Origin of the sequence: Acinetobacter sp. RF15B, from assembly GCF_007558235.1 — a bacterium.
Lineage (GTDB): Bacteria > Pseudomonadota > Gammaproteobacteria > Pseudomonadales > Moraxellaceae > Acinetobacter > Acinetobacter lwoffii_C.
Genome location: NZ_VLSR01000013.1, coordinates 24,807 through 50,261 on the forward strand (window position 1 = coordinate 24,807; position 25,455 = coordinate 50,261).

Here is a 25,455-nt window from a genome sequence, read left to right on the forward strand (position 1 = left end):
CAATTTACGATAAAAAAACTACGGCTAGTATAAACTTTTTTCTTTTTTGTGGCGGGAATTGCCGGATTATAAAACAAAAAAATGCCAATTGTTTTAAAATTAAGCAAATGTGTTTTTTCTGCGTTGACAAGTTTTCGAATCAGAGTAATATAGCCGACATCCACTCCCGAGGTGGTGAAATTGGTAGACGCGGCGGACTCAAAATCCGCTGTCAGAGATGACGTGTCGGTTCGAGTCCGACCCTCGGGACCAAAATTCAAAAAACCCAAGCATATTCAGTCTTGGGTTTTTTATTGCCTGAAAGTTTTTATTTTGAGTGCAAGTTATTGAATATTTGCAATATTTTTCTATACCTTAACTGCATAAAACGAGTAAACAACCTCCTTTAAGAAAAGGGAGCGAGCAGAATCATCATGCCAGTAGCGAATAAATCTTCTAGCCGTTCAGTGCTTAAGTCTTGCGCGGCATAAAAGAAGCAGTAAACTCCGCAGGATTCATATGGATAAAAAATTGCGCTGCATCTTCAAAATTACCATATAACCAGTCCTCGCGTAGTTGCTCCGGAATCACAATAATCGAGCGCTTTTCAGCTCCGGGTTTGTGGAAGTTTTTCATAAGTGGATGCTGATCAGCATTGATAGTCAGCATAGACATGGAGCGAACCTGCTCCCCCTCTAAAGTGGTATTTTCATAGAGGGCAGCGACGGTAAAGGGGAGGCCATCTTTGCGATAGATGCCCCAGTGCTGGGCCTTGCCATCTACATATTTGGGTTCATAAATAATCTGCACCGGAATCAGGGCAAACTGGTTGTGATACCACGCGTTTTTGAAACTCGGTTTTTCATCGATAGTTTCAGTTCGGGCGTTGTAGGTCATTCTGCCAATTTTGAACGTTCTGGCCCATTTCGGAATCATGCCAAATTTGACCGAACGCCATTCAAGCCCTTGGGGGCCAGCAAAGACAAGCGGGCAGTCATTCAGCGGATAAATATCTGGCTTAAAGTCAAACTCAGGCGGATCGGGCAGCTTCAGGAGTTGAGCCTGCTCTCTGCTGATGGGACGAAAATTGGCGCACATTGTTTATCTCCTGAATGCGACAAAACACAATTCAAGGGGGCTGAACAGACCCGACTTTATCGGGCTGCTGTGTTAAAGAAGCCGACGATCACCGGATCAATACTTTAGAGCTGAGCTAGGTAATCTGATGACTTTATTTTAAGCATAAAAAAGCCCCACGCCTGAAATTCTCCTTTTTATATTGCAACAGAAAAATTCAGGCTTGAGGCAGTTTTAGGCTATCGCAATGAATTAAGAGAATTCACCTTGTGAACGTTCTTTGGCCCATTCACGCAGGACAAACTTCTGTAATTTACCAGTGGAGGTTTTTGGAATCTCGGTAATGACCACATCTTTTGGCACTTTAAAACGTGCCAAATGCTCACGACAGAAATTGATAATTTCTTCTTCTGTAACCTGACTGCCCTGTTTTAGTTCAATAAAGGCACATGGGACTTCCTGCCAGCGAGGGTCAGGTTTGGCAACGACTGCTGCGGTTAGTACCGCCGGATGTTGATATAAAACTTCCTCCACTTCTAGGGAGGATATATTCTCACCACCGGAAATAATTACGTCTTTTGAACGGTCCGTGATTTTGGCATAGCCGTCCGGCTGGCACACAGCCAAGTCACCGGTATGGAACCAGCCACCTGCAAAAGCTTCTGCGGTTGCTTCCGGATTTTTTAAATAGCCTTTCATCACAATATTGCCCCGGAACATAATTTCACCCATGGTCTGGCCATCATTCGGCACAGGTTGCATGGTTTCCGGGTCCAGCACTTTCATGCCGTCTTGTAACGGATAAGGCACCCCTTGACGGGAGTGCAGCTGCGCCTGCTCCTGAAGGGACAGTTCTGACCAGCCCGCTTGCGAAGCACATAGCGCTGATGGACCGTAGGTTTCAGTCAGGCCATACACATGCGTCACATTAATCCCAATATTACGCATACCTTCAATAATTGCCGCAGGTGGTGCAGCACCTGCCACCATTACTTCAACACGATGCTCAATGTTTACCTTTTTATCTTCAGGCGTATTGATCAGCATAGACAGGACAATTGGCGCAGCACAGAAGTAGTCCACTTTGTGTTGCTCGATCAGTTTAAAGATCAGTTCCGGATCGACTTTACGCAGACAGATATTGGTTCCGCCGTTTGCTGCCATGGTCCAAGCAAAGCACCAGCCATTACAGTGAAATAAAGGCAAAGTCCATAAGTAGGTGGCGCGTGGCGTCATGCCACAGGCAATGATATTGCTGGCCGCATTGATATACGCACCACGATGGTGATAGACCACACCTTTAGGATTGCCGGTAGTGCCGGATGTATAGTTCAGACTGATGGCATCCCATTCATCCTGCGGTAAATGCCACTCAAAACTGGCATCTCCTTCAGCTAGCCAGTCTTCGTACTCAATCTGCCCAATCGGCGTAGTAAAGCACTCTTCATAATTTTCATCTTCTACATCAATGACGAAAATTTCTTGAGGCACCATGTCCAGGGCTTCTTTGGCCACAGCAGAAAACTCCGGATCGACCAGCAGCACCTTGGTTTCTGCATGTTCCAGCATAAAGGCCAGAGTTTTGGCGTCGAGGCGTGTATTGAGCGTATTCAGTACTGCACCCGCCATCGGCACAGCAAAGTGTGCTTCAATCATGGCTGGAATATTCGGTAACAGGACCGAAACGGTATCATTTTTGCCAATGCCGAGCTTTTGTAATTGATGGGCAAACTGGCGGCAGCGCTGATAAGTTTCACGCCAGCTAATTTCACGCTTGCCATGAATGATGGCATTCTGAGTCGGATAAATATAGGCGGCACGCTCCAGATAACGCAAAGGAGACAACGCAACAAAATTGGCCGGTGTGCGTGGTAATTCGTCATAAGCGCTGACCATTGTTCTACTCCATGAATTTTATTATTACATCCTTTAACAATAGTCATTTTTCAGTATCTCTGACAGTTATGCTTTAGTCGAGTTTTTGTTCGTTGTTTTTAAAATATTGAATTTAATAATAATTATTTTTTAGTTTAATTTTTTTTGAACTATCCGGTTCCTATGTTTGCTTTTTGGGGTATTTTGTTCTAATTGAAAATAAATTCTCATGGTCAAGGAAGAATAATGAAAATAAGACAGGCGGAGGGAAGGTGGCAGAACTGGTCGGGTAGCCAGCAGGCGCGACCGGAAATTATTCAGGTTCAGCATCTCCAGCATTTACAGGATATTGTGAAATCTTCGGCGCAGATTCGTGCTGTCGGTGCAGGACATTCCTTTAGTGCGCTCGCCACCACAGATAATATTTTAGTGAATCTGGATCATTTAAGAGGCGTTGTGGCCTGGGATAAAGCAAACACCCGGGCCACCGTGCAGGCCGGTACACGACTCTATGAATTGGGCAAGGATTTAACGCCCTTCAATCAGGCCTTGATCAATCAGGGCGATATAGACCAGCAAAGTCTGGCAGGTGCGATCTCTACCGCGACCCATGGCACAGGAGTCGATTTACCTTGCCTTGCCGCTTTTGTTCAGGGTTTTGAACTACTGACCGCGGACGGTGAGTTGCTACAATGTAATCAACAGCAAAATAATGATATTTTTCAGGCAGGACGGGTAGCACTGGGCAGTTTGGGTGTACTAACCAAAATTACCCTGCAAAACCGTTCCTGTTATAAGTTAAAAGAACAGATCCGGCTATGTAGATTAAAAGAAGTCTTTACCCAGCTTGAACACTGGAAAAATCAGCATCGGCATATTGAGTTCTGGGCTTTTATCCATTCCGACGTGGTGATGCTGAAAACATTGGATGAAACCGATGACGCCATTCAACCCAGAGAGGACGGCTGGCCTTCTGAAGATAATTTACTGACTGTATGTTCGGAGTTGACCCGAATTATTCCTGCCTCTAATCCTTATCTACAAAAATTACTCGGTGTTTTTGTCAAACCCAGTTGTTATGTGGACTGGTCCAGCCGGATTTTCCCCACAGCGCGCAATACCAAATTTAATGAGATGGAGTACCAGCTGCCGGCTGATTTGGGCCTGCAATGTCTGGAAGAAGTTTTACAAACCTTAAAACAGCAATGCGCCCCGATATTTTTTCCGATCGAGTTCCGTTATGTCAAAGGCGATGACATCTGGTTAAGTCCATTTTATCAGCGTGATTCAGTTTCTATCTCGATTCACCAGTTTTATAAACAGGATTATCAGGCTGTGTTTGCTCTGGTTGAGCCGATTTTACAGAAATATCAGGGACGTCCTCATTGGGGCAAATTGCACTCCATGACTGCGACTGGCCTGCGTGAACTTTATCCGAAGTGGGATGAGTTTATGACCTTGCGCCAGCAACTTGACCCGCAGCAAAAGTGGCTAAACCCTTATTTAAAACAATTGTTTTTGACGGAGTAGGAGAGGCAGGATGCAAGCTGTTTATTTTCAGCAGTTGACTCAGGACCTGAAGCAACAGGGCACGGGTACACCACAACTGATTCTGGATTTGGCCCGTTATCACGCCAATCTGGAGATGGTGCAGTCCAAGTTGGCTACTGCTCAGCTCAAGCCACGTCTGGTGGTGAAATCTTTGGCCTGTATGCAGTTACTGCAAGTGGCCAGTGAAAAGCTAAAGACTCAGCGTTTTATGGTTTTTCATCTACCACATCTGTCAGACCTACTGAGCAGATTCAAGCAGGCCGATATTTTGCTGGGTAAACCGATGCCTGTTCAGGCAGTCCAGCAGTTTTATCAAAACCGTTCAGATCTAAATGTGTCGTATCCACCGACAAATATTCAATGGCTGGTGGATGATCTGGAACGGCTGCAACAATATCTGCAACTGGCACAGCAGTTAAAGCTGTGTCTTAACATCAACCTTGAAATTGATGTCGGCCTGCATCGGGGTGGTGTCAGTCATCCAGAGCAGTTTAGCGCCTTACTTGAGCTGATTCGGCAACATCCCGACTTTCTCCAGCTTTCCGGCCTGATGGGCTATGATGCCCATGTTGCAAAGCTGCCAAAAGTGCTGAAAAGCCCGGAAAAAAGTTATCAACAATCACAGCAGACTTATCAACGCTATAAAACTATTCTTCAACAGCAGTTTCCTGAGCTGTGGCAGGCAGATCTGTGCTTTAACGGTGGCGGCAGTCCGACCTTTATGCAGCATTGCCAGCAGAGTGTCTGTAATGATCTGGCCTTTGGCTCGATGCTGCTCAAGCCGCGTGATTTCGAGTTGGACCCTCTGTCTGCTTTTCACTGTGCTTTATGGATTGCTGCGCCCATTTTAAAAATATTGCCTTATAGTCAGATTCCGGGGCTGGAAGTGCTGAATCGTCTGCCGCATAGATATAAAGCCGCCTTTATTTATGGCGGCTACTGGCAGGCAGATTATATTTATCCGGAAAAAAGCCAGCCACATGCCCTGTATGGACGTAGCAGCAATCAGGAAATGGTCCAGATTCCCAAACACTGTGCAGTAAGCACCGATGATTATGTGTTTTTAAGGCCCCTGCAAAGTGAAGCGGTGATTCCGCAGTTTGCCCGACTGTATGCCTATCATGAAGGACGATTGACTGCATGGGAAACCTTTCGGGAATAAGAAAATCCTGAAGCAAAAAAATTAGCCGGAGTCTTTACTATGCTGGAGCGATTTTCGCCCTAAATCTTATTTTTATTGGGGAAAAGGTTTAATCATGTGGCCAAGCCGTGTAAAATTCCAAATGATTTTTTATTTATCCACCGTTTTTATCTTTTGAGGCTTTGCCTCGATCATAATCTCGCGGTGACATGCTCCATGGTACGGGGCATCACTCCTTAAGGATTTTCTATGCCAATTATCACTTTGCCCAATGGCGATCAAAAACAGTTTGATCAAGCCGTATCCGTGATGGACGTTGCTCAAAGCATCGGTCCTGGGCTTGCGAAAAACACGGTTGCAGGTCGTGTGAATGACCGTCTGGTCGATGCGTGTGATCTGATCACTGAAGATGCCACCCTGCAAATCATTACACCTAAAGATGAAGAAGGTGTCGAGATTATCCGCCACTCTTGTGCGCACTTGGTGGGACATGCAGTGAAGCAATTGTTCCCGGAAGCGAAGATGGTAATTGGGCCGGTCATTGAAGAAGGCTTCTACTATGACATCTGGATGCCACGTCCGTTTACACTGGATGATATGGCCGCGATTGAAGAGCGTATGAAAAAGCTCATCGATCAGGACTATGATGTCGTGAAAAAAATGACACCGCGTGATGAGGTGATTGCAGAATTCACTGCACGTGGCGAAGAGTATAAGCTGCGCCTGATTGCAGACATGCCAGAAGAAACCCAGATGGGCTTGTATTATCATCAAGATTATCTGGACATGTGTCGCGGTCCGCACGTTCCCAATACCAAATTCTTAAAATCTTTCAAGCTGACCAAAATTTCAGGCGCTTACTGGCGCGGTGATGCGAAAAACGAACAGTTGCAACGGATTTATGGTACCGCATGGGCTGACAAGAAACAGCTGGCTGCCTATATCAAGCGTATTGAAGAAGCTGAAAAGCGTGATCATCGTAAAATCGGTAAGGCACTGAACCTGTTCCATATGCAGGAAGAAGCACCGGGCATGGTATTCTGGCATCCAAATGGCTGGACCATTTACCAAGTGCTTGAACAGTATATGCGTAAAGTGCAGCAAGACAACGGTTATGAAGAAATCCGTACTCCGCAAGTGGTCGACTTTACGTTGTGGGAAAAATCGGGGCATGCGGCCAACTATGCGGAAAACATGTTTACCACGCATTCTGAAAACCGTAACTATGCTGTAAAGCCGATGAACTGTCCTTGTCATGTACAGGTATTCAACCAGGGGCTGAAATCTTACCGTGATCTTCCAATCCGTCTGGCAGAGTTTGGTTCATGTCATCGTAACGAGCCATCAGGTTCTTTACACGGCATTATGCGTGTTCGTGGTTTTACCCAGGATGATGCACACATTTTCTGTACCAAAGAGCAAATCGGTACTGAAGTTGCAGACTTTATTAAATTGACACTGGATGTATACAAAGACTTTGGTTTTGAAGACGTACAGATGAAGCTGTCCACGCGTCCTGAAAAACGTGTGGGTGAGGATGCACTTTGGGATCTGGCCGAAAAATCTCTGGCAGATGCGTTAGATGCTGCTGGACTGGAATGGGAGCTTCAGCCAGGTGAAGGGGCATTCTATGGTCCGAAGATCGAATTCTCCTTGAAAGACTGCTTAGGTCGTGTATGGCAATGTGGTACGATCCAGTGTGACTTTAACTTGCCAGAGCGCCTTGACGCCTCTTATGTCACTGAAGATAACGACCGAGATCAGCCAGTAATGTTACATCGTGCAATACTTGGCAGTTTTGAGCGTTTTATTGGTATACTCATTGAACACTATGCAGGTTTGATGCCACCTTGGTTGTCACCTGTGCAAGTATGTGTAATGAATATTACCGATTCTCAAGCCGAAGCTTGTGAGTCAGTCGTCGCGAAACTTAAAGAAAACGGAATTCGAGCAATTTCTGACTTGAGAAATGAGAAAATCGGCTTTAAGATTCGTGAACGTACTTTAGAGCGTATTCCATACTTACTGGTACTTGGGGACCGTGAAGTTGAGGAAGGTACAGTAAATGTTCGTACCCGCTCAGGGAAAAATTTGGGTACTATGTCAATCGATACTTTCGTTGACCTAGTAAAAGCAGCCGTAGCCGAACGCGGCCGGTACATTGTGGAGTAACAGCGATTAAACAGCCTGACCGTAATCAACAGGGTGGTAACAAATCAAACCGTCCTGCCTTGAATGATGAAATTCGTGCAAAAGAAGTCCGTCTTGTAGACGAAAATGGTGAGCAAAAAGGGATTGTAAGCTTAGCTGAAGCCCTGCGCGCAGCAGAAAGCGTTGAGCTTGATCTTGTGGAGATCGTAGCGAATGCCGAGCCACCTGTTTGTAAAATCATGGACTTCAACAAGCATTTGTTTGATTTAAAGCAAAAGCAGAAAGAAGCGAAGAAAAAACAGCATCAAGTCCAGGTGAAAGAAATCAAACTGCGCCCGGGTACTGATGTTGGTGATTACAACGTAAAATTACGCGCAATCATCAAGTTCCTTGAAGATGGTAACAAAGTGAAAATTACCTTGCGTTTCCGTGGTCGTGAAATGGCTCACCAGCAGTTAGGTCTGGCTCAATTGCAAAAAATTGAAACAGATGTAGCTGAATACGGTACAGTCGAACAAGCACCAAAAATGGAAGGCCGTCAAATGGGTATGCTGCTTGGTCCTAAAAAGAAAAAGTAAGCACTCATTGAGTCTAAAAAGCCCTGCAATTGCAGGGCTTTTTTATGCTGGTTTTATGAGTCTCGATGGAATTTTAACTTCCAATGGTCTTGAAGCATTTGAACAATCGCATGACGATGCTGTTTAGAAAAGTTGAGTAAATACATGAGGCGGAATTTATGTCTCTCAAACGCAATGAATAGCTGTCAGATTTCCGCATAAGTCCTGTTGTTGCTCCGCCCGATCTAGAAAATAACTAAAGTGACCAAGACAGGAAAGAGAATAAAAAATAAGCCCGTATATTTCAAAATATCAACCGGATACTGTTTTATTGAAGGTTGTGCTTTCATCTATGTTTTTATTATGCATGTTTTGAATCCACTAGACTGTTATGTATAAAAAAAGAAAGACTCCAATTGGAGTCTTTCTTTGCATAAAAACATTATTCTGCCTTCACTGTTTTTTCGGTCACCTCTTCCGGATTTTCTAGCAGTAACTTTTTGCCGATCGGGATTTGTCGCGGCAACTTCTCTTCCGGAATGATACGTTGCAGATCAATGACCAGCAGACCATTTTCATAATCAGCTTGTTGTACTTCAATATGCTCATCTAAACGCAATGACAGCCTAAAGGCGCGACGGGCAATACCTTTATGCAGGTATTCAGTACTTTCTGTTTGTACAGCTTCGGGCTTGCCGGAGATGGTTAATAAACGATTTTCAATTGAAATATCCAGTTCGTTCTGATTGAAGCCAGCAGTTGCCACTACAATGCGGTAATGATTTTCACCATGTTTTTCAATATTGTAAGGTGGATAGTTGGGTGCGTCGCTTTGCATCGCGTAGTCAATAAAATCGTTTAAACGATCAAAGCCAATGCTACGACGGAACAATGGATGAAGATTTAAGTTACTCATAATTAGAACCTCCTGAGGTCAGCAAAGTTTTAATAACAAGAATTCAAATCTGTCATGATTATCATCGACAGAGCGAAAGAAAACTTTTATCCTTACGCATATTCAATATGTGATTTAGCGGGAAAATTTCAAGATTTTTTCACTTATTTTTTTATAAATTTATAATAAAACACTGAAGTTAAAGTGAAAATAATTTATAGCGTGATGGCTTGCTATTTTTTCATGGCTCTATTACGTTGTTCAAACAAGTCGCTCTTCAGGTAGACGGAGTATAAAATCGAATGATCGATCTATATTATTGGCCAACCCCGAATGGTCATAAAATTACTATTGCCCTAGAAGAGATGGGCCTGAAATATCAGCTTATTCCGGTTAATATTTTGGAAAATGACCAGTTTCAATCCGATTTTCTGGCGATTTCTCCTAATAATAAAATCCCTGCAATTGTGGATCAGGATGGTCCCCGTCATCAGGCGATTTCAATTTTTGAATCGGGGGCAATTTTACAGTATTTAGGACGTAAAACCGGGCTATTTTATCCACACGATGAGCTAAAACGGGTACAGGTCGAGCAATGGCTGATGTGGCAAATGGGTGGGCTGGGGCCAATGCTGGGCCAGAATCATCATTTTAGCCGTTTTGCACCAGAGCGAATTGCCTATGCAACTGAGCGTTATGTGAATGAGTCCAAACGTTTATATGGGGTATTGAATACACAGTTGCTGGGACAGGACTATGTTGCAGGTGAATATTCGATTGCCGATATAGCAATTTTTCCGTGGTTATTGCGGCATGAATGGCAGCAGATTGATCTGGCCGATTATCCTGAAGTCGAAAAATATATTGCGCGTATCAAAGCTCGTCCTGCGGTAGCAAAGGCCTTGGCAATCTAGGTTTAGGCGATGCCATGCATGAAGCAGGTTTATGCTAAACTAGAGTTCTTAAACATAAAACCATCTTTCCGGTGGTTTTTATTGGATAGATATATGCAAGATTTTTTTCTGAATTTAACCAAGATTATTGAAAGTAATACGCGAATTTATTGGAGTATTATTTTTGGGGTGGCGGCTTGTCTGTTGCTATATATTGCTGAAATTTTCCATGTTGATCATATTATTACGCTCTTAAATACCAAAGATCAGCAGATTTTGGCTGCCGCGATTGATCCGATCACGGACAGATACGGCTGGGCGCGTATGGCGATCATTGTAGCCGCTGTATTGTGGGCAAACTGGGAATTTCTAAAGGCAAAAAAGAAACTGGGCTTAAAACCTTAAGTTTGGCATGTCGCTCCTTTTACTATTTCTTTCCGCATTTGGTGCGGCAACTCTATTACCGTTGCAATCTGAAGCGGTCTTATTGGGCTTGCTCTGGCAGGAACATCATCATGCAGCCTTATTGATACTGGTGGCGAGCCTTGGAAATATTCTGGGTTCTTGTGTGAACTGGTATTTAGGTATGCGGGTAGAACAGTATAAACATAAAAAGTGGTTTCCTGTTTCAGAGCAGCAGATGCTAAAAGCGCAACGCACTTACCAGAAATATGGTTATTGGTCGCTACTTTTTAGCTGGGTGCCCATTATTGGTGATCCGATTACCCTGATTGCAGGTTTGCTTAAGGAAAAGTTTGGCCGTTTTTTATGGATGGTCAGCCTGGCCAAGACCGGACGTTATCTATTTCTCTATTGGGCTTTTAATATGTGGTAAAAAAAGAGGTGTTCGCCTCTTTTTTAATGACATTCATCGAGTTTAAATTCAATTTCATCTTTAAGGCTGGACGGTTTATACAGCCATAAGGTACTGGCAAGGCGTTTACTACGGATTTCAGTGCCTTTTAGGGCAGCGATCACTTGCTGGTCGACTTCATAACGTCCCGAACCTTGTCTGATCTTAACGCTTTTGACCTGACCTTCGCGATTGAGCTTCATTTTAAATTTAACTTTGCGGTCATGCCCATGCAGCTGCTCAGGATGGAGATCAAGCTGAGGCTGCTTCAGATATTGAAAATGGGTTTTCTGCCCTTGCTGCTGTGCCTGCCAATGACTAGAGTTAAAGCTATATTCACAGTCAGTCTGAGTCTCATCTTTTAGTTTGAGGCTAAATACCTGATAGCCAATCAGCGGCAGGGTAGTTTTATTTTCAATATGTGGGTTGGCTTTGGCTGCTTTTATAGCCTGAAGCAGGCGTTGATCAAGCTGGGTAAAACCAGTGCTTTCCTGGATCGAGGCCTGTTCTATTTGTCCCTGCTCATTGACATAGATGCGGACGATGGCAGAGCGATCCTGGCCTTTGAGTTCATCATTATTATAAATAGGTTGAGGAAACTTGCTCCATTCAATACGTGTGGTCAGGTGAGCAGGCTGTACATCAATGGATTGTGTGGGTAATTGATTGACGTTTTTTATTGTTGCGCTATAAGCCGTGGCGAAAGGGGCAGTGAATAGCATTACACACAGGATAGGTTTCATAAGTTTGAGTCTTAAATCAGGCAAAGTACAAAGCGATGAGTCTTGCAGCGCAGTATTTCCTGAAATGGCAACACGAGCAAGCATTAAACATAAAAAATTATTTTTCTTTAGCTTTGCTGAGGTCGACTGCAAACGGCTCTTGGAGTTGGGTTCAGTTGAATGCAATGATTAGTATGGCAAGGTTTGTAAATTTCGTAATTTAATCCCTTGCTGCAAAATGTTAGTTTTGCAATTTCCTTCAGAAAAAAGCACTAGTGCTTTTGTTTTAAGCAAAGATGCATTAGAATGTGCGCTCCCTTACCTGCAGGTCGTTGTTGCAATGGTGCAGACGTGCCGAACAGGTGTTTAAAGAGGTTGTTATGGCTAAGTTAAAAACTCGCCGTGGTGCAGCTAAACGTTTCAAAGCGACTGCAAACGGTTTCAAGCGTAAACAAGCGTTCAAACGCCACATTTTGACCAAAAAATCTGCTAAACGTATCCGTCAATTGCGCGGCTGTGTAATGGTTCACGTAAGTGACGTTGCTTCAGTTCGTCGTATGTGCCCATACATCTAAGGAGATTATAAATGGCTCGTGTAAAACGTGGTGTACAGGCTCATCGCCGTCATAAAAAAATTCTTGCTCGTGCTAAAGGTTACTACGGCGCTCGTTCACGCGTATATCGCGTAGCGTTCCAAGCGGTAATCAAAGCAGGTCAATACGCTTACCGTGACCGTCGTCAGAAGAAACGTCAATTCCGTGCTCTATGGATTGCACGTATCAACGCTGGTGCTCGTCAAAATGGTTTGTCATACAGCCGTATGATCGCTGGCTTGAAAAAAGCTCAGGTGATTATCGACCGTCGCGTACTTGCTGACATCGCTATGCATGACGCAGTTGCATTTGCTGCTTTAGCTTCTAAAGCTAAAGATGCATTAGCTGCATAAGTCTTTAGGACTTAAAAAAAAGACCGCTTTTAGCGGTCTTTTTTTATACCTTTATGTATATGGTTGAATCATAAAATTATGAGTAAAAGTTCAAAATCTGATTTTACCTTCATTAAGGAGGGCTGGAATGCGTCAACAATATCATTTTAGACAAGTGGGCGATGATACTCATATTTGGGATGTGCATCGTTTGGTCAAGCTGAGCCAAAGCTTACAGATTAAACAATTTCCAGTGGCAGCTATTCAAGAGCTGAATGAGGCCTATTGGTTTCCTGAAACTCACCCTACCACGCAGCAAATTATTGAACATATTCAGTTGATTCAAGAAGCTGATTTACGTTATCCCATTATTTTATGCGCAGCAGGGAGGGTGATGGATGGAATGCATCGAGTGGCAAAAGCCCAATTATTGCAGCAGGAAACCATTCAGGCGGTCCAATTTAAGATAACCCCAGTACCTGACTTTATTAACCTTGCTGAAGATGAGCTGGATTATGACGAGGACTAAAGATTAATCATAGTAGAGACAGCCATTTTGCGTATTAGTGACTAAGCACGTGCAGCGGCTTTAACTGATATGCATTGATCAGATGACTTGAGGGCAATATCGTAAATAATGGCTGAAATAAATAAAATTAATGCTGTTGCTACCTCTGCTACAGGGAAAATCATTTTTTTCAGGGCTTTGGTATATAAACTCGGTTTGTATTATATTGAGCTGAATAACCTATTTTGGCTGGATTTGCAGTTTCCAGTAAATTTATACTGCTCTGTTAAGCATGTATTTCATCGCGCATGGCATCAACAGAATTTATAGTCTAATTCGAGTAATTAGGAAAGTTTGTCGCGGATGTTTGGATAACATTCGATGGTCTACTGGATGCTTGGTACACACCGCAAAAACCGGGAAAAATATGTGCAGATGAAGAATCTACCCGAATATCGGCATAGCCGGTGGATACCTGTAAAAAGTCAAAAGAGATTGATGATTTTTTTAGCTTAGCTGGGTACTTCTGTGTTATCGCAGATGTGACACCAACATCCTTTAAATTGTCGTCTCTTTCTATAAATCTGCTTTAATTCACAGATGTTAGGCCGCTCTGCATTAAAGGAACACGACAGTTGAAGATACAATTTAATGCATGAAACAGAGTCGAATAGCAGCCCTATCAACAAAACTACAGGCCAAAATAGTAGCCAATCAGACAGATAATCACGGTGATAATAATTAAAGTTAATACATTGGTCGCACTGGACTTGCCTGGGTCTTGCGGTTTGTGTGCCTTAGAACTTGCCGATACATGTTTGTCCGTCGTCATGCCAGCGAATGGATCAGGAGTCGCTTTGCTGCTCAGTTGAGCCGTCTTATAGTGATTCCCCACTTTAACAATAAATTTTGCAGTTAAATCATCAATCTTTTGCGAGAAATGACGTAAATCCAGTTGCTGTTCAGGGCTTAAAATTTCTCCCTCCGCATGATAGGGATGCTGAATCTGGCTATCAATAAAATCACTTAAGGCTTCTAGACGATAAAGGGTCTGATGGACATAATCTGCTGAGTAATTGGTCGGGATTAAAGCTAGATGGGTGGTTGAATCAGCTTGCAACGCCGGGATGCTGCCATAATAAGGCAAAGAGCTATAAGTTGGCTCTGTAAAACCTTGGGCCCATCTATTTTGAAACAGCTCCTGTTCGGTATAAGTCTGAATATCATCCCAGTTTGGCGCCTCCAGATCGGCATTAATACGTTTGGCCAATTTGGAATTTAACTGATAACCCCAGAAGGTTTCATGCCGTAAAGGAGACTGCTGAGCAGGAGGGGCTTCATAGTCATTATCTGCGCTATACCATTCTGCCAGTTCCTTCCCAATCATCCAGGCCATTTTCTCCTGCTTTCCATGGCTGATAATCACATGCGCGAAAGGCACCAGTTCGACATTGGCATTGGGGTTCTTTTCATCTTCCAGTAAATGTGAGGAGTGCAGGCTCAAGCGGTGAACCCCCTGTTTTTTTAAGCCTTCCAGCCAGATCTGAAAGTGTTGGGCCAAGAGATGCTGTGAAAGCAGGTCACGAAAAATCAAATGGTGCTGATTAAAAATGGAGTGATTCAGCCACTGGCTAAAGCCAAGATCCTGAGTCAGAAACTCGTTACCATAAGTCACGAGGGTCAGTTGCTGTTTCCAAATTTGATCGAGTGCCATAGTGATTTGATCTCTTTGATATTGTTTATATCTTATACTTTTTATATTTGATCCTGCCAATCTAATTTTCCTGTACAGGTCTCTTCATCAAAGTCTTTAAAAACTGTTAGAATATGGGGTTTTTAAAATAATTTTTTAACCTGTTGCTTTGAGAGTTACTATGTCACTGGAAGCCCTGACCACTGAAGCGCTCGCTGCGATTGCAGCAGCTCAAGACCTTGCTGCACTTGATCAAGCCCGAGTGCAATTTACAGGGAAAAAAAGCCAGCTCGCGGAACAATCTAAGTCGCTGGGTAAAATGGATCCTGAACAGCGTAAAGCGTTCGGCGCACAAATTCATGCAGTCCGTGAAGCAATTACCAGTGCTTTGACCGCACGTCAGGCGGAACTGCATCAAGCCGCATTAGAACAAAAGCTGGCGAGTGAAACAATTGATATTACTTTGCCGGGTCGCGGTCAGCAGGTGGGCAGTATCCATCCGGTGACCCAGGTTCAGGAACGTATTTGCCAGTTCTTTACCAAAGCCGGTTTTACCGTGGCAACAGGTCCAGAAGTTGAAGATGACTATCATAACTTTGAAGCCCTGAATATCCCGGGACATCACCCTGCACGTGCCATGCATGATACCTTCTACTTTGATGTCAACCATCTGCTGCGTACCCATACGTCTGGCGTGCAGATCCGTACCATGGAAACCCAGCAACCGCCGATCCGTATTGTCTGTCCGGGGCGGGTATATCGCTGTGACTCGGACCAGACGCATTCACCGATGTTCCATCAGATCGAAGGGTTATACGTTGCGGAAAATACCAGCTTTGCTGAACTGAAAGGTTTGCTAGTCAATCTACTGAATGAGTTCTTTGAAAAAGATTTAACAGTACGTTTCCGTCCGTCTTATTTCCCATTCACTGAGCCAAGTGCTGAAGTGGACATTATGGATGAGCGCGGCAAATGGCTGGAAGTACTAGGCTGCGGAATGGTGCATCCAAATGTACTGCGTGCAGCAGGCATTGATCCGGAACAATACAAAGGTTTTGCATTTGGTTTGGGGGTAGAGCGTTTTGCCATGCTACGTTATGGCATTAATGACTTGCGTATGTTCTATCAAAATGATGTGCGTTTTTTACGCCAGTTTGCTTAAAACTTTTTAATAATCCTCTCCTAACCTCTCCTTTTAAAAAGGAGAAGGACTCCGCGAAATAGATGGAGTTCTCCCCCTTTGGAAAATGGGGGCAGAGGGGGATTCTAGAGATTTGAATTACAGGTTTTATATCAATGAAAATTAGCGAAAATTGGCTGCGCACATGGGTTAACCCAGCCATCGACAGCGAAAAATTATCTGACCAACTGACAATGCTCGGTCTGGAAGTCGATGAGCTGGCTCCAGCAGCAAAACCCTTTACAGGCGTAGTGGTGGGTGAGGTTTTAACAGTAGAACAGCATCCTGATGCCGATCGCCTGCGGGTAACAACAGTAAATATTGGTTCGGGGGAACTGTTACAAATCGTATGCGGTGCGCCCAACGTCCGCGCAGGCATGAAATCGCCGGTGGCAACCATCGGTGCGGTTTTACCCGGCGATTTCAAGATTAAAAAAGGCAAACTGCGCGGTGTTGAATCACAAGGTATGCTATGTGGTGCTTCTGAAATTGATCTGGAAGATAAAATTGACGGTCTTTTAGAATTACGGGATGACGCGCCTGTGGGTGTCAATATCCGTGAATATCTGGATCTGGATGACCATGTGATTGACATCAGTATCACGCCAAACCGGGGCGACTGTTTTAGCATTCGTGGTATTGCGCGTGAAATCGGGGTCATCAACCAGCTGCCAGTAACTGTACCAGAAATCAAGGAAGTTGCTGCAACGATTAATGATGAAAAGAAAGTCGTTGTCTCAACTGAAGGTTGCCCACGTTACTTGGGTCGTGTGATCAAGAATGTAAATACCAAAGCGCCGACACCAGAATGGATGGAGCGTGCTCTGGTGCGTTCAGGCATTCGTCAGCACAGCATTCTGGTGGATATTACCAACTATGTCCTGATGGAGTTGGGTCAACCTCTTCATGCTTTTGATGGCGGTAAAGTTCAGGGTTCTGTCCAGGTTCGTCAGGCAACAGCAGGTGAAAAACTTGTGTTGCTAAATGAACAGGACGTCGAGCTGCAAGATGATGTCATGGTAATTGCAGATGATGAAAAAGCATTGGCCATTGCTGGTATTATGGGAGGCTTGTCTTCATCAGTTACCGATGAAACAACAGAAATTTTCCTGGAATCAGCCTTCTTTGCTCCGCTGTATATTGCTGGGCGTGCGCGCCGTTTTGGTCTGCATACAGATGCCTCGCAGCGTTATGAGCGTGGGGTCGATTTTGAACTGCCAATGCTGGCTATGCACCGTGCTTCACAATTGATTGCTGAACTGGCTGGCGGTGAATTTGGACCAATTGTTGTGGCTGAAAATCCAGCAGCATTGCCAACGCGCGAAGCGATTGAACTTGAACAGGCACAAGTGGACCAATTGCTGGGTTATAGTATTGAGTCTGGCTTTATTCGCGATGCATTAATGCGTCTGGGTTGTGAGGTGACGGTCAAGGCAGAAGGGCAATGGTCCGTTGTTCCGCCATCACACCGTTATGATATGGTGATTTATCAAGACTTGATTGAAGAAGTGGCGCGTATTCACGGCTATGACAATATTCAGATCAGCTTGCCAGTACTTGAAGCCAAACTTGCAAAATATCAGGATCAGTTTGAAACCGCACAATTGCGTCAGACAGCAGTGACTTTGGGTTACCAAGAAGCGATCAGTTTTAGCTTTGCTGATCTGAAACTTGAAAAGCAGTTAAATCCTGCGGTTAATCCATTGGCATTGGCTAACCCAATCTCTAGTGATTTGGCGGTGATGCGTTCGACCCTGCTTTCCAGCCTGATTCCTTGTGTACAGTACAATACCAACCGTCAGCAGAGCCGTGTCCGTTTCTTTGAATTGGGTTTACGCTTTGACTATCAACATGCTGCCTCAATTCATGATCTTAAGCAGATTCCAACCTTTGCCCTGATTGCCACAGGTTCACGCACTGCGGAAAGCTGGCATGCAAAACCGCAAGCGATGGATTTCTTCGATTTTAAAGGCGATGTAGAAGAAATTCTGGCTGCTGCACGCTTGAAAGTGGAATATGTACGTTCTGAACGTGCCTGGTTGCATCCTGGTCAATCCGCAGAAATTCTCGTGAATAATGAATCAATAGGTTATTTGGGGCGTTTACACCCTTCACTTGAAGATGAATTGGATTTAACAACGACTTGGGTCGCTGAACTGGATCAAAACGCTGTTTTGCAAACTTATGTATCTAATTTTACAGAATTATCACGTTTTCCGTCGGTTCGACGTGATATTGCGCTTTTAATTAGTGATAAGATTAATGTTAGCGAAATTCAGGGACTTATCGAAAAAACAGGTGGAGAGCTTCTAGACTCGACATGGCTATTCGATGTGTATACTGGACAAGGAGTAGAGGAAGGGAAACGCTCACTGGCATTTGCACTTCTCTGGCAGCATCCAAGCCGTACACTGGAAGATGCTGAAATTAAATCAGGTATGGATAATATCCTTCAAGTGTTGGAAAACACTTATCAAGCGACATTGAGGGCTTCATGACAGCATTAACAAAAGCAGAAATGGCTGATCATTTAAGTGAGCTCACGAGTTTAAACCGTCGTGAAGCTAAACAAATGGTCGAGTTATTTTTTGATGAGATTAGCCAAGCACTAATCTCAGGCGAGCAGGTCAAATTATCAGGTTTTGGGAACTTTGAGTTACGTGACAAACGTCAACGTCCAGGTCGTAATCCTAAAACCGGGGAAGAAATTCCAATTTCTGCACGTCGTGTCGTTACCTTCCGCGCCGGACAGAAATTCCGTCAACGCGTAGGGAATGAGCAGATCAATTGATCTGCTTTTTTCTTTGAATAACAAGCTATAAAAATTCAGATTTTTATAGCCACAAAAAAAGAGAGCCAATGGCTCTCTTTTTTTGTACTGAATAATCGTAATGATTATTGAGCAGCAGCTTCAGAAGCAGCAGTTGCGTCAGCAGCAGCGTCAACAGCAACAGCAGCAGCAGCGTCAGCTTCAGAAGCAGCAGCAGCTTCAGTAGTAGCAACTTCAGAAGTAGCTTCTACAGCAGCAGCATCAGCAGCAGCTTCAGCTTCAGAAGCAGCTTCTACAGCTTCAGATGCAGCTTGGTTAGCGTCAGTAGCAGCGTCGTCAGCTTTTTTAGCACAACCAACGAAAGCTAAAGTAGTAGCAACTGCAGCAGCAATAGCGATTTTTTTGAATAACATGGCATCACTCTCTAAAAAAATGAGATTAAAAAAAACCGGAGTTAGGCTGTAATATGCTTTTATTATTCCTAATTTTGTCAGGGACTAACAACGCAGGAGCAGTCTAACTGGTCTGTAAATATGCTATCACCGTGGATTTTGAATTGCTACTGGCTAAACCGTTAAAAATGTAGAAAAATGATAAAAATGAAGAGTTTTTTAACAGAAAATAACAATTAATTGAAAGATTAGGATTGGAGAAAGGCAGGTTACATTTTTTAAGTTTCTGATTACTTTGTTTTATTTATTTTATTAATCAAAACCTTAAAAATAAGTTTACATGATTTCATGCATATTGTTTCAAAGTGTAAGGCTTGTCAACCAAAAAAGGCCACCTAATAGGTGGCCTTTTATGTGATGATTAATATTAATTAGATGCTTTACGTTTCATCTGGTCAAAGAACTCATCATTGGTCTTGGTTTCTTTCATCCGATCCAGTAAGAATTCCATGGCTACCAGTTCATCCTGAGTGTGGAGTAGTTTACGCAGAATCCAGACTTTACGCAGATTATCTTCGGACATCAGGCGCTCTTCACGACGCGTGCCTGATTTCTTGATATTCATGGCAGGGAATACACGTTTTTCTGCAATACGGCGATCCAAGGTAATTTCTTGGTTGCCTGTACCTTTAAATTCCTCGTAAATTACTTCATCCATCTTGCTACCGGTTTCAATCAGCGCAGTCGAGATGATAGTCAATGAACCGCCTTCTTCGATATTACGTGCCGCCCCAAAGAAACGCTTTGGACGCTCCAGCGCGTGAGCATCAACACCACCTGTGAGCACCTTACCAGAGGAAGGAATCACAGTGTTATAAGCACGCGCCAGACGTGTGATTGAGTCAAGCAGAATGACGACATCTTTTTTATGTTCCACCAGACGTTTGGCTTTTTCAATGACCATTTCTGCTACCTGAACGTGACGGGCCGGTGATTCGTCAAAGGTTGAAGCCACCACTTCACCGCGAACAGTACGTTCCATTTCAGTAACTTCTTCAGGACGTTCGTCAATCAAAAGTACAATCAGGAAAACTTCCGGGTTATTGCGGATAATAGACTGGGCGATATTTTGTAGCAGCATGGTTTTACCTGCTTTTGGCGGCGCTACAATAATCGAACGTTGACCTTTACCAATTGGTGCAACCAGATCGACTACACGTGCAGTCAAATCTTCAGTTGTACCATTGCCTAGTTCCATGATCAGCTGTTCAGTTGGAAAAAGTGGGGTCAGGTTTTCAAATAGGATCTTATTACGCGAGTTTTCTGGCGTATCGTAGTTAATCTGGTTGACTTTGAGCAGAGCAAAATAACGTTCACCTTCTTTAGGTGGACGAATTGTGCCGGTAATTGTATCGCCAGTACGCAGATTAAAACGACGGATTTGTGAAGGGCTGACATAAATATCGTCAGGACCTGCCAGATAAGAGCCTGCGGCAGAGCGTAAGAAGCCAAATCCATCTGACAAAATTTCTAGAACGCCATCACCAAAAATCTCTTCGCCATTCATTGCATGACGTTTTAAGATGGCAAAAATAATGTCTTGCTTGCGGTTACGCGCCATACCTTCAAGGCCCATAAACTCGGCAATCTTGATGAGTTCGCCAATCGGTTTTTTCTTGAGTTCGGTTAAATTCATAGGTAGTCAGATAGAATCAAAGTTCTGAGGTACAGGTTAGAAAGGGAGTAAGATTTGGCCGCATACAAGCATTCAAACGAAAGTAATTGAATTTGTAGAAGAACAATTCAGAGATCTGTTTGATTGTTTGAAAGAGAAACGTGAAAAACAATTTCTATTGCCGAGCGGCATCTTATGTAATGTATCTTTTAAGAAATTGGCAGGATTTAGCATCCTTTATCTCTTGAGTTAGAAATATAAGAGAGAAACCGCTTTTTGTCAATTTATAGTCGAAAAAAATACGCGGCGATTTGTCGCGTATTTTAATTTGAATTGGATATGCTTAGATATTTTCATCAATAAACGCAGTCAATTTTGATTTTGGTGCTGCACCTACTTGAGTCGCAATCACTTCACCGCCTTTAAACATCAGCAATGCAGGAATGTTGCGGATATTGAAATTTACTGCAGTTTGTTCGCAAGCCGTCACATCTACTTTGACAATTTTTACTTTGCCTTGGTATTCATCTGCAAGGACTTCAAGTACAGGGGCAATGGCTTTACATGGTGCACACCAGCCTGCCCAGAAGTCTACTAGTACAGGAATATCCGATTGAAGAACGTCTGCTTCGAAGTTTGCGTCAGTAGTATTTACAATGTTGCCAGACATGAAAGGCTCCAGAAATAATTTTTAAAGATGACTATATTTCTTAGTATTACATAGCCTTCTTTAACAATGTAGGGGAATCTGTAAATTTTGAAGCTTAAATCGTGTTTTGTCCAATAGATGATGACGATAGTCATCATCGTGTCATGCAATTGACATATAAATGAAAAAATAATTACGCGAAATTGTGCTGTTAAATGGCTTTTAAATTGCATGGTTGTGAATTACTCTAGGCACAATTTGTAAAAGGTTGATTTCTGAAATGTCTGATTTTTTGATTGATGAAGAGCTACTCGCAGCCATCGATATGGGATCAAACAGCTTTCATTTGGCGATTGCCCGTGTGGATCATGGCGAAGTTAAAAAAGTCGTATCAATGTCAGAAAAGGTTCAGCTGGCTGCAGGGCTGGATGAAAATAAGAATTTAACTGAGGCAGCCCAGCAGCGCGGTCTGGCGTGTCTGGCACGTTTTGTGGGACGTTTGGGGGCCGTGCAGCCTAACCGTTTAAGAATCGTGGCAACCAATGCGCTACGCCAGGCTAAAAACGGGGATGAATTTATTCAAAAAGCGGCTGAAATTCTGCCTAAGCCGATAGAAATTATTGCAGGGCGAGAAGAAGCTCGTCTCATTTATCTGGGTGTGTCACACACCATGGAAAATTCAGGTCGCCGTCTGGTGGTGGATATTGGTGGTGGTTCAACCGAACTGATTATTGGTGAGGAATTTGAGCCGATTCATACAGAGTCGGTGCAAATGGGTTGTGTGGCTTTTACCAAAGCTTATTTCCCCGAAGGTCAAATCAGTAGCAAGGCTTTTGATAAGGCGGTCACTGCAGCACGTAAAGAAATTTCCGGTATTGCCAATACCTATAAGGCAGCAGGTTGGGATGCGGTAGTTGGCTCAAGTGGTACGATTAAAGCCTGTCGTCAGATCTGTGTGAACATGGGCTGGAGCAATGATAAGGAACAGCTTACCCGCGAAGGTCTAGAAAAACTGAAAGACAAGCTGCTGAAATACAAACATGTCTCTGAAATGGAGTTTGAAGGACTTAAAGAGGATCGCCGTGCAGTTCTGCCCGCAGGTATCGCTATTCTTTATGCCGTTTTTGATGTCCTGAATGTTCGTTATCTAACCTATTCTGATGGTGCATTACGTGAAGGGGTCATGTATGACCTGCTTGGCCGTTTCAAGCATGAAGATATTCGAGACCGTTCGGTACATGCCCTGATTGGACGTTATAGTGCCGACAGCAAACAGGCAGAGCGTGTAGTGCAAACTGCACAAAAAATGTTTGATGATATGGCTGAAAAGCTTGGATTGAACAGTGATGACAGTGACCTGTTGCGCCGGGCTGCCTATTTGCATGAAATTGGTCTGGCAATCAGCCATAGTGGTTATCAGCGTCATGGTGCCTATTTGTTGCAGCACTCCGACATTGCCGGTTTTTCCCAAATCGACCAGAACTATTTGTCACATTTAGTCGCGCACCATCGTCGTAAATTGCGCACTGATGCCAAGATTGATGTGATGAAAGTGGGCGGATCTAAACTTTTATACTTGTGTTTGCTGCTTCGTCTGGCGGTTTTGGTCAATCACAGCCGCAGTGATGAGATGCTTCCTGCCATTGAACTCAAGGCAAAAAATACGCAACAATGGCAGCTCAGTATTTCCGGTGATGCCAAACAGTGGCCATTGCTAATCGCTGAGCTGCATGATGAACAGCTGCAGTTTAAAAATTGGGACATTGAACTCTCGATTCAGTCTGAACAGTTTGTTAATTAATACCTTTATAGGGATGAAAAACGGTTAACCTATGAGAAATAAAGCTACCCCATCAAAAGCATGGAAGACAGTGCAGATCGCCCGTCATCCGGAACGTCCACAATTTCTGGATTATGTTAGTGAAATATTCACTGAATTTGATGCTTTACATGGTGACCGTTTATATGGTGATGATGGTGCCATGATTGGCGGTCTGGCTCGCTTTGATGGGCAGCCCGTGATGATTGTCGGTCAGCATCGCGGTCGCAGTACCCGTGAAAAACTACAGCATAATTTCGGCATGAGTAACCCGGAAGGTTACCGCAAGGCCCAGCGGTTACTGGACATGGCGGAACGTTTTAATCTGCCCGTCTTTACCTTTATTGATACCATGGGCGCTTATCCGGGGGTAGGGGCAGAAGAGCGTGGTCAGGCTGAAGCGATTGCCACCAGCCTTGCTCAACTCTCTCATTTGAAAGTGCCTGTAATTGCTACGGTACTGGGTGAAGGTGGTTCAGGTGGCGCACTGGGTATTGGTGTCGCGGATCGGGTCATCATGCTGTCTCATAGTATCTATTCTGTGATTTCGCCAGAAGGCTGTGCATCTATTTTGTGGAAAACTGCAGAGAAAGCAGAGGTAGCAAGTGAAGCGCTGGCCCTGACAGCAGACAAGCTGCAGAAAATGGGGATTGTGGAATATGTCGTGGATGAAGGTGAGGGTGCTCATTTAAATCCGGATCAGGTCATGAACAGCCTGAAAGCTGTCCTGAAAGAAGCTTTAAATGAATTGCAACCGATGGAAGCACAAGAGCGATGCGAAGCACGTTACCAACGTTTAATGAAGTTTGGCAGCGACAATTTAGGTCTGGTTTCTTAAAGCAACTGCAGGAATTTCCTGCAGAAAAAAAATTTCTAATCGGATGCAGTGGTGGCGTAGATTCTATGCTGCTGCTGCATCTGATGTTTTTTTTCTGCCACGAAAAAGTGCGTGCCATTTATGTGGATCATCAATTGCAGCACATGAGTGCAGGTTGGGGAACTTTCGTCCAGCAGCAATGTCAGCAGCGGCATATTCCCTGCATCGTCCAGCCGGTTCAAGTCCTGAGTGGAAATCTTGAGCTTCAGGCTCGTCAGGCCCGTTATCAGGCTTATGCAAAACATCTGCAAGTCAATGAAATTCTGGTATTGGCCCATCATCAGCAGGATCAGGCAGAAACCTTGATGCTGCGCCTGCTCTCTGGTGCAGGAATTGATGGTCTGGCCGCTATGAAACCGGTAGATCAGCGAGAAAATTTAACCATCTGGCGGCCATTACTAGATATCTCACGTGAGCAGATTTGTCAGTGGGCTATGGATTTAAATATCCAGAATATTGAAGATCCGACCAATCAGGATATTCACTATGATCGTGCTTGGGCACGTGAGCAGCTATGGCCAGTGCTGACAGAACGTTATCCTAAAATGCAGAATGCTTTGGCGCGTAGTGCCGTACTAATGCAGGATGCACAGGATGTTTTGCAGGAAATTGTGCAGCAGGATTTGAAATCTTGCGGCACCGCAGCAAGGCTTGATTTAACCCGGTTAAGTCAATTATCTAAAGCACGACAGCGCCAGCTCTTGTCGATCTGGATGAAAGGCACAGCACAATATCGTCCTGCCTTTGATATGGTGGAACGTTTGCAGCGTGAAGTTATTGCTGCAAAACTGGATGCTCAGGCTGCCCTGCATTGGCAAGGCTATTATTATGTGCGCTATCAGCAGCAGCTCTATCGTTTAACAGCTGCTGTGTATCAGGCAGATCGAAATGCTATTCCCGTTGAGCAAGTCCTGCAGTTGAACTTAGCTGCCAATGTGCAACTGCCTTCAGGGAGCTTTAAGATTCAGCAGGCAACTGTGGGTTTATCCAGAGATTTACTGAATCGGCCGCTGAAACTGACACGAAGACAAGGCGGTGAAAAAATCCATTTGCATGGACGTGTAGGTAACTGGCCCTTAAAGAAAGCCATTCAGGAAGCGCAAATATTTCCCTGGACACGACATACGATTCAAATATTAAGCACAGATAATGTTATGCTAGGCGTGTTTACACCTCAGGGATTCTGGTTGGCTCAATCTGCATATTGTACAGCAGGGGGGTGGCTACCTATTTTGGTTTCTTCGACATTAGAACTCAACGACGAGCATTGAAC

At 44.0% G+C, this 25,455-nt stretch carries 24 protein-coding genes and 1 tRNA gene; 17 read left to right on the plus strand and 8 right to left on the minus strand.

Features of this window, described 5'->3' with window-relative positions; translation table 11 throughout:
* Window positions 1-165 precede the first annotated feature (165 nt).
* Window positions 166-252: transfer RNA gene (locus E2K74_RS10385), tRNA-Leu, on the plus strand.
* A 198-nt stretch (window positions 253-450) separates the two neighbouring features.
* On the opposite strand, the gene E2K74_RS10390 is transcribed toward E2K74_RS10385, so the two are convergent.
* Both E2K74_RS10390 and E2K74_RS10395 read right to left on the minus strand, forming a co-directional pair.
* Complete coding sequence (locus E2K74_RS10390) at window positions 451-1,077, minus strand: SOS response-associated peptidase (protein WP_151207461.1); 627 nt, start codon at window positions 1,075-1,077, stop codon at window positions 451-453.
* Between the two features lie 231 nt (window positions 1,078-1,308).
* Window positions 1,309-2,952 carry an acyl-CoA synthetase gene (locus E2K74_RS10395; protein ID WP_151207463.1) on the minus strand — a complete coding sequence of 548 codons (1,644 nt, stop codon included), beginning with the start codon at window positions 2,950-2,952 and terminating at the stop codon, window positions 1,309-1,311.
* A 225-nt stretch (window positions 2,953-3,177) separates the two neighbouring features.
* Here E2K74_RS10395 and E2K74_RS10400 point away from each other — a divergent pair, with 225 nt between their 5' ends.
* The 4 genes from E2K74_RS10400 to infC all read left to right on the plus strand — a co-directional run bounded on the left by E2K74_RS10400 (window position 3,178) and on the right by infC (window position 8,352).
* Complete coding sequence (locus E2K74_RS10400) at window positions 3,178-4,461, plus strand: D-arabinono-1,4-lactone oxidase (RefSeq protein ID WP_151207465.1); 1,284 nt, start codon at window positions 3,178-3,180, stop codon at window positions 4,459-4,461.
* Between the two features lie 10 nt (window positions 4,462-4,471).
* Window positions 4,472-5,644: an alanine racemase gene (locus E2K74_RS10405; protein WP_151207467.1), complete on the plus strand. Its 1,173-nt coding sequence runs from the start codon at window positions 4,472-4,474 to the stop codon at window positions 5,642-5,644.
* A 228-nt stretch (window positions 5,645-5,872) separates the two neighbouring features.
* The gene (gene thrS, locus E2K74_RS10410; protein WP_151207469.1) at window positions 5,873-7,795 is read left to right on the plus strand and encodes a threonine--tRNA ligase; all 1,923 of its coding nucleotides are present in this window, start codon (window positions 5,873-5,875) and stop codon (window positions 7,793-7,795) included.
* A gap of 59 nt (window positions 7,796-7,854) precedes the next feature.
* Window positions 7,855-8,352 carry a translation initiation factor IF-3 gene (infC, locus tag E2K74_RS10415; protein WP_218955312.1) on the plus strand — a complete coding sequence of 166 codons (498 nt, stop codon included), beginning with the start codon at window positions 7,855-7,857 and terminating at the stop codon, window positions 8,350-8,352.
* A gap of 421 nt (window positions 8,353-8,773) precedes the next feature.
* On the opposite strand, the gene E2K74_RS10420 is transcribed toward infC, so the two are convergent.
* Window positions 8,774-9,247 carry an Hsp20 family protein gene (locus E2K74_RS10420; protein ID WP_151207470.1) on the minus strand — a complete coding sequence of 158 codons (474 nt, stop codon included), beginning with the start codon at window positions 9,245-9,247 and terminating at the stop codon, window positions 8,774-8,776.
* 281 nt (window positions 9,248-9,528) lie between these two features.
* Here E2K74_RS10420 and E2K74_RS10425 point away from each other — a divergent pair, with 281 nt between their 5' ends.
* From E2K74_RS10425 to E2K74_RS10435, 3 genes are all read left to right on the plus strand, one after another.
* Window positions 9,529-10,140 carry a glutathione S-transferase N-terminal domain-containing protein gene (locus tag E2K74_RS10425; RefSeq protein WP_151207472.1) on the plus strand — a complete coding sequence of 204 codons (612 nt, stop codon included), beginning with the start codon at window positions 9,529-9,531 and terminating at the stop codon, window positions 10,138-10,140.
* A 93-nt stretch (window positions 10,141-10,233) separates the two neighbouring features.
* Window positions 10,234-10,524, plus strand: a complete 291-nt coding sequence (locus tag E2K74_RS10430; RefSeq protein ID WP_151207474.1) for a hypothetical protein — start codon at window positions 10,234-10,236, stop codon at window positions 10,522-10,524.
* A gap of 7 nt (window positions 10,525-10,531) precedes the next feature.
* A complete protein-coding gene (locus E2K74_RS10435) occupies window positions 10,532-10,954 on the plus strand; it encodes a YqaA family protein (RefSeq protein ID WP_151207476.1) in 423 nt (140 codons plus the stop codon).
* Between the two features lie 23 nt (window positions 10,955-10,977).
* On the opposite strand, the gene E2K74_RS10440 is transcribed toward E2K74_RS10435, so the two are convergent.
* Complete coding sequence (locus tag E2K74_RS10440; RefSeq protein WP_151207478.1) at window positions 10,978-11,715, minus strand: TonB family protein; 738 nt, start codon at window positions 11,713-11,715, stop codon at window positions 10,978-10,980.
* Window positions 11,716-12,074: 359 nt separating this feature from the next.
* Here E2K74_RS10440 and rpmI point away from each other — a divergent pair, with 359 nt between their 5' ends.
* From rpmI to E2K74_RS10455, 3 genes are all read left to right on the plus strand, one after another.
* A complete protein-coding gene (rpmI, locus tag E2K74_RS10445) occupies window positions 12,075-12,269 on the plus strand; it encodes a 50S ribosomal protein L35 (protein WP_001096359.1) in 195 nt (64 codons plus the stop codon).
* 11 nt (window positions 12,270-12,280) lie between these two features.
* Window positions 12,281-12,640, plus strand: a complete 360-nt coding sequence (gene rplT, locus E2K74_RS10450) for a 50S ribosomal protein L20 (protein WP_004647525.1) — start codon at window positions 12,281-12,283, stop codon at window positions 12,638-12,640.
* A gap of 127 nt (window positions 12,641-12,767) precedes the next feature.
* Window positions 12,768-13,148: a hypothetical protein gene (locus tag E2K74_RS10455; RefSeq protein ID WP_151207480.1), complete on the plus strand. Its 381-nt coding sequence runs from the start codon at window positions 12,768-12,770 to the stop codon at window positions 13,146-13,148.
* A gap of 670 nt (window positions 13,149-13,818) precedes the next feature.
* Here E2K74_RS10455 and E2K74_RS10465 read toward each other — a convergent pair.
* A complete protein-coding gene (locus tag E2K74_RS10465; protein ID WP_151207482.1) occupies window positions 13,819-14,841 on the minus strand; it encodes a hypothetical protein in 1,023 nt (340 codons plus the stop codon).
* A 160-nt stretch (window positions 14,842-15,001) separates the two neighbouring features.
* Between E2K74_RS10465 and pheS the strand changes: the two genes are divergently transcribed.
* From pheS to E2K74_RS10480, 3 genes are all read left to right on the plus strand, one after another.
* On the plus strand, window positions 15,002-15,982 hold the full coding sequence (gene pheS / locus E2K74_RS10470; RefSeq protein ID WP_151203647.1) for a phenylalanine--tRNA ligase subunit alpha: 981 nt from the start codon (window positions 15,002-15,004) through the stop codon (window positions 15,980-15,982).
* A gap of 134 nt (window positions 15,983-16,116) precedes the next feature.
* Window positions 16,117-18,498, plus strand: coding sequence for a phenylalanine--tRNA ligase subunit beta (gene pheT, locus E2K74_RS10475; RefSeq protein WP_151207484.1), 2,382 nt, complete (start codon window positions 16,117-16,119; stop codon window positions 18,496-18,498).
* Window positions 18,495-18,791: an integration host factor subunit alpha gene (locus E2K74_RS10480; protein ID WP_004783565.1), complete on the plus strand. Its 297-nt coding sequence runs from the start codon at window positions 18,495-18,497 to the stop codon at window positions 18,789-18,791. Before pheT ends, E2K74_RS10480 begins: the two co-directional genes overlap by 4 nt.
* Window positions 18,792-18,895: 104 nt before the next feature.
* Here the strand turns inward: E2K74_RS10480 and E2K74_RS10485 are convergent, their stop codons facing one another.
* The 3 genes from E2K74_RS10485 to trxA all read right to left on the minus strand — a co-directional run bounded on the left by E2K74_RS10485 (window position 18,896) and on the right by trxA (window position 21,507).
* Complete coding sequence (locus E2K74_RS10485) at window positions 18,896-19,183, minus strand: hypothetical protein (protein ID WP_151203643.1); 288 nt, start codon at window positions 19,181-19,183, stop codon at window positions 18,896-18,898.
* Window positions 19,184-19,589: 406 nt separating this feature from the next.
* Window positions 19,590-20,858, minus strand: coding sequence for a transcription termination factor Rho (rho, locus tag E2K74_RS10490; RefSeq protein WP_151203641.1), 1,269 nt, complete (start codon window positions 20,856-20,858; stop codon window positions 19,590-19,592).
* 322 nt (window positions 20,859-21,180) lie between these two features.
* Window positions 21,181-21,507, minus strand: coding sequence for a thioredoxin (gene trxA / locus E2K74_RS10495; RefSeq protein WP_151207486.1), 327 nt, complete (start codon window positions 21,505-21,507; stop codon window positions 21,181-21,183).
* Between the two features lie 259 nt (window positions 21,508-21,766).
* Between trxA and ppx the strand changes: the two genes are divergently transcribed.
* From ppx to tilS, 3 genes are read left to right on the plus strand one after another with little or no spacing between them, the layout of a single operon-like run.
* Window positions 21,767-23,287 carry an exopolyphosphatase gene (ppx, locus tag E2K74_RS10500; protein ID WP_151207488.1) on the plus strand — a complete coding sequence of 507 codons (1,521 nt, stop codon included), beginning with the start codon at window positions 21,767-21,769 and terminating at the stop codon, window positions 23,285-23,287.
* 31 nt (window positions 23,288-23,318) lie between these two features.
* On the plus strand, window positions 23,319-24,143 hold the full coding sequence (locus E2K74_RS10505; RefSeq protein ID WP_151207490.1) for an acetyl-CoA carboxylase carboxyltransferase subunit alpha: 825 nt from the start codon (window positions 23,319-23,321) through the stop codon (window positions 24,141-24,143).
* Window positions 24,080-25,453, plus strand: coding sequence for a tRNA lysidine(34) synthetase TilS (gene tilS, locus E2K74_RS10510; protein ID WP_151207492.1), 1,374 nt, complete (start codon window positions 24,080-24,082; stop codon window positions 25,451-25,453). The genes E2K74_RS10505 and tilS overlap by 64 nt, the downstream gene beginning before the upstream one ends.
* The last annotated feature ends 2 nt before the right edge of the window (window positions 25,454-25,455 follow it).